Annotated in this window: 3 protein-coding genes; 1 reads left to right on the top strand and 2 read right to left on the bottom strand. The window is 77.1% G+C overall.

Annotated features, from left to right (window positions below; genetic code table 11):
- Positions 1–900: 900 nt before the first annotated feature.
- Positions 901–1,806 (top strand): DNA-3-methyladenine glycosylase family protein, encoded by a 906-nt coding sequence (locus ACFVFR_RS26460; RefSeq protein ID WP_383706054.1) that lies wholly within the window; start codon positions 901–903, stop codon positions 1,804–1,806.
- A gap of 178 nt (positions 1,807–1,984) precedes the next feature.
- Here the strand turns inward: ACFVFR_RS26460 and ACFVFR_RS26455 are convergent, their stop codons facing one another.
- On the bottom strand, positions 1,985–3,325 hold the full coding sequence (locus tag ACFVFR_RS26455; RefSeq protein WP_383706152.1) for a coenzyme F420-0:L-glutamate ligase: 1,341 nt from the start codon (positions 3,323–3,325) through the stop codon (positions 1,985–1,987).
- Positions 3,326–3,474: 149 nt separating this feature from the next.
- Positions 3,475–4,440 (bottom strand): 2-phospho-L-lactate transferase, encoded by a 966-nt coding sequence (gene cofD, locus ACFVFR_RS26450; RefSeq protein WP_383706052.1) that lies wholly within the window; start codon positions 4,438–4,440, stop codon positions 3,475–3,477.
- Positions 4,441–4,543 lie beyond the last annotated feature (103 nt).

Here is a 4,543-nt window from a genome sequence, read left to right as displayed (position 1 = left end):
CGCGGGTCGCCTCGTCCGGCCTGGTGGGTGCGGGTCGCTTGCTGTGGCCAGGTGGGCATGGGCTGCCTCACCGCGCAGGGCGCGAGCCGCCTCGCGTGGTCCTGCGGGTGCGGGTCGCTTGCTGTGGTCAGGTGGGCATGGGCTGTCTCACCGCGCAGGGCGCGAGCCACCTCGCGTGGTCCTGCCGGCGCGAGCCCACCCCCGCCCGCAGGCGGCGCACGCCACCCGTCCGCCATCCGCCCGCCCGGCGCGGCCATCCACCTCACAGGGCACAGCCCACTCCACCCGGCCGGGTGGGTGCGGGCGGTCTCTGGTGCCCGGACTGGACGGCACAGCTCACATCCGCCCCGCTCGGCGCAGCCGCCCACCCCACCTCACGGAGCGCAAGCCACCCCTTCCGCCCTGCCCCGCACAGCCCACCCCGTAGGGCGCACACCACCTCACCCCGCCCGGTGGGCGCGAACCCCACCCCACGCACAGGGCGCACCCCCCCGCCTCACAGAGCGCAACCCCACCCCGCCCGCAGGGCGCACGCCGGCTCCCGCCTCGTCGGGCGCGAGCAACCCCACGCGGCCCGGCGGGCGCGGGCCACCTCGCCCGCGTCCCGCTCGGCGTAGGCCCACCCACCGCACAGGGCACAGCCCGCTTCATCTGGCCCGCTGGGCGCAAGCCACCCCACCCCGCCCGGCGGGGCGCGGGTCGCCCCATTTGACCTGGTGGATGTGGCCCACCTCACAGGGCGCGAATCGCCTCACCCCGCTCACCGGGCGCCGGCTGTCTCACCCCGCCCGCAGGGCGCGGGCCACCTCCCGCCTCGCCGGGCGCGGACAACCCCACGAGGCCCGGCGGGCGCAGGCCGCCTCCCGCTGCCCCGCCCGGCGCGAGGGCTACGCTGGGCTGATGTCCGCAACCCGTACCTGGGTCCCGCCAGGCCCCTACGACCTGGCGCGCAGCCTCGGAGTGCTGCGGCGCGGGCCGGGCGATCCGGCGTTCCGGGTGACGGCCGACGGCGCGGTGTGGCGGGCCTCGCGCACCCCGCAAGGGCCCGGCACGATCCGTATCGCGCGCCACGGCGAGGCCGTCGAGGGGCGGGCGTGGGGGGCGGGGGCGCCGTGGCTGCTCGACCGGCTGCCCGCGCTGCTCGGTGCGGGCGACGACCCGACGCCCTTCCGGCCCCGGCACCGACTGGTGCACGAGGCGCACCGACGCCACCCCGGTCTGCGGCTGATCCGTACCGGACTGGTGCTGGAGTCGCTGGTCCCCTCGATCCTGGAACAGAAGGTCACCAGCGACGAGGCGTACCGCGCCTGGCGGCTGCTGCTCTCACGGCACGGCGAGCCCGCCCCGGGCCCCGAGCCTGGGCTGCGCGTGATGCCCGACGCCCGGGGCTGGGCCCTCATCCCCTCGTGGGAGTGGCACCGGGCGGGCGTGGACGCCAAGCGGTCGGACACGGTCGTCCGCGCCGCCCGGGTGGCCGGGCGGCTCGAAGAGGCGGCGGAGATGGACCTCGCGCGGGCCACGGCCCGGCTCCAGGCCGTGCCCGGCGTCGGCCCGTGGACGGCGGCCGAGGTGCTCCAGCGCAGCAACGGCGCCCCGGACGCGGTCACCGTCGGCGACCTGCACCTGCCGCGCATCGTCGGCTACGCGCTCACCGGCCGGCGCGGCGCCGACGATGCCACGATGCTGGAACTGCTCGCCCCGTACGCCGACCAACGCCACCGGGCCTGCCGGCTGATCCTGCTGGCCGGCGTCGTCCCGCCGCGCCGCGCGCCCCGCTTCACGCCTGGCGACATCCGGGCCCTGTGACCGACGCCCGCGCGCACGCGGGCGCGACGTCGGCGACAACCGGCCACGCGCCCGGCACGCCCCGGCACCACCGCGCGGGCGCGAGCCGGCACCACCGCGCGGGCGCGACCCGGCCGGTGCCGGCCGAGCCCCCACGGTGGGGGGCCGTGCCGGCCTGGCCGCACCCCACGGCGCGGAGCTAGCGCACCTCGATGAAGGCCGACGGCTCGCGGGGCGGCCGGGGCGCGGGCGCCACGGCCGGCTTGCCGATGGCCACCGCGCCCAGCGGGTCCCAGCTCGCGGGCAGTTCCAGTACCTCGCGCACCACGTCGCGGCAGAACATCGTCGAGGAGACCCAGGCCGAGCCGAGCCCCTCGCCGGCCAGCGCGACCAGCAGGTTCTGTACGCCGGCGCCGGCCGCGACCACGAACATCTCCCGTTCGGCGGTGGCCCGCCGCGCGTCCGGGTAGGCGTGCGCGCCGTCCGCGACCAGGCACGGGACGACCAGGTACGGCGCCGTGCGCAGCACGTCCCCGCGCCGTACCCGCCGGGCCACGCCCTCCTCGCTGAACCCGTCGGCGCGCAGATCGGCCTCCCACGCCCCGCGCATCGCGTCCAGCAGTTCGGTACGCGCCCGCTCGCTCTCCAGCAGGACGAAGCGCCAGGGCGTGGTGTGGTGCGGGGCGGGCGCGGTGAGCGCGGCGGCCACCGCGCGCCGCACCGCCGTTCCGTCCACCGGCGCGTCGGTGAACTCGCGCACCGTACGCCGCAGCGTCACCGCCTCCCGTACGGCCTCCGACGTGCCGAGTCGGAACATGTCGTCGGCGGCGGACCGCACCAGGGCGCGGGCGCCGACGCCGGCCGGGTCGGCGTCCTCGCCCGCCAGGCGCGGCAGTCCGCGCAGCACCGCCACGGGGCGCCCGGCCGTCTTGCCCTTGACCAGGTCACCGGCGGCGGCCAGTTCGTCGGCGGTGGCCACGATGGTGACGGCGAGCGGGTTGCCGTGCGTGTCGGTGCCGCCGCGCAGGTCGTCCAGGACGCGCAGGCCGGCCGCGCCGATGGCCACGTCCGTCAGCCCGGAGCGCCAGGGTCGCCCGAAGGTGTCGGTGATCAGTACGCCGACGTCCACGCCGAGCGCGTCGCGCAGCTCGGCGCGCAGAGCGCGGGCGGACGCGTCGGGGTCGGCCGGCAGCAACAGCACGGTGCCGGCCGGGGTGTTGGAGGCGTCCACGCCGGCGGCGGCCATGACGAACCCGTTGCGGTTCTCCACGATCCGGGTCGTGCCGCGCCGGGCGACCACGCGCACGCTCTCGGCGTCGATGGCCGCCTCCCGGTCGTCGGCCCGAACGACGCGCCCCTCGGCCTTGCTGACGATCTTGGAGGTGACGATGACGATGTCGCCGTCGGCGAGTCCGGGCAGGCCGGGGCCCGTCGCGGCGGTGGCGATCAGCTTGGCGAGCGAGTCACCGGGCCGCACCTCCGGCATGCCCGGCAGCGCCCACATCCGTACGGACGCGACCGCGTCGGCCTCCTCGGCCAACGCCGACGACGGCCGTGTACCGACGGGCGACCCGGCATCGGACGGCCCAGCCTCGGACGACCCAGCCTCGGGCGCCCGCGCCCCGGACGGGGAGGGGGCGGGCGAGGGCTCGGCCGGCGACGGCGCGTCGGGTGTCGGCGGGGCGGCGCTCACGCCCGCACCTCCTCGGCCAGGTCCAGCGCCTCGCGGGCCATCTGGGCCGTGGTGGCCGTGTCGGTCATCATCAGCGGCACGGCCCGGCAGCGGATGCCGGCGGCCTCCACCTCGGCGGTGGCGTGCGCGTCGACCGTGTCCACCAGCCAGCCGTCCAGCAGCCCCGAGCCGTAGTGCGCGGCGACGGCGGCGGCCGTGGACTCGACGCCGACGGCGGCCAGCACCTTGTCGGCCATGCCCCGCACCGGCGCGTCGCCGACGATCGGCGACAGGCCCACCACCGGCACCCCGGCGTCCGCGATGGCCTCCCTGATGCCGGGCACGGCCAGGATGGTGCCGACGCTGACGATGGGGTTGGACGGCGGGAAGAGGATGACGTCGGCGGCGGCGATGGCCTCCAGGACGCCCGGCGCCGGCTTGGACTGCTCGGCCCCGACGGGCACCACCGCGTGCGCCGGCACCGAGGCCCGCAGCCGCACCCAGTACTCCTGGAAGTGCACGGCCCGCCGTCCGCCGTCCGCCTCCGGGTCGTCGACGAGCACGTGCGTCTCGACCCGGTCGTCGCTCATCGGCAGCAGTCGTACGCCCGGCCGCCACCGGGCGCACAACGCCTCGGTGACCGCGCTGAGCGGGTAGCCCGCGCCGATCATCTGCGTACGGACGATGTGGGTGGCGAAGTCCCGGTCGCCCAGCCCGAACCACTCGGGGCCCACCCCGTAGGCCGCCAACTCGGCCTTGACCGCGAAGGTTTCCTCCGCGCGGCCCCAGCCCTGCTCCTCGTGAATGCCCCCACCGAGGGTGTACATCACCGTGTCGAGGTCGGGACAGACCTTCAGCCCGAAGAGGTGGATGTCGTCCCCGGTATTGCCGATGACGGTGATGTCCGCCTCGGGGGCCGCCGACTTGAGACCGCGTAGGAACCGGGCGCCGCCGATCCCCCCTGCCAGAACCACAATGCGCATGGGCACAGTCTGTCAGCCCCGCGCCGCGCGTCGGGGGCCGGCCGCCGCCGGCGACCCGCCCCCCCCAGTCGCGTATAAACAACAGAACCAGCCCCCGACGTTT

The sequence above is a fragment of the Streptomyces sp. NPDC057702 genome (genome assembly GCF_042799315.1).
Classification (GTDB): Bacteria; Actinomycetota; Actinomycetes; order Streptomycetales; family Streptomycetaceae; genus Streptomyces.
Note: the sequence above shows the minus strand (reverse complement) of the source record. Positions and strands in the feature narration are given on the sequence as shown.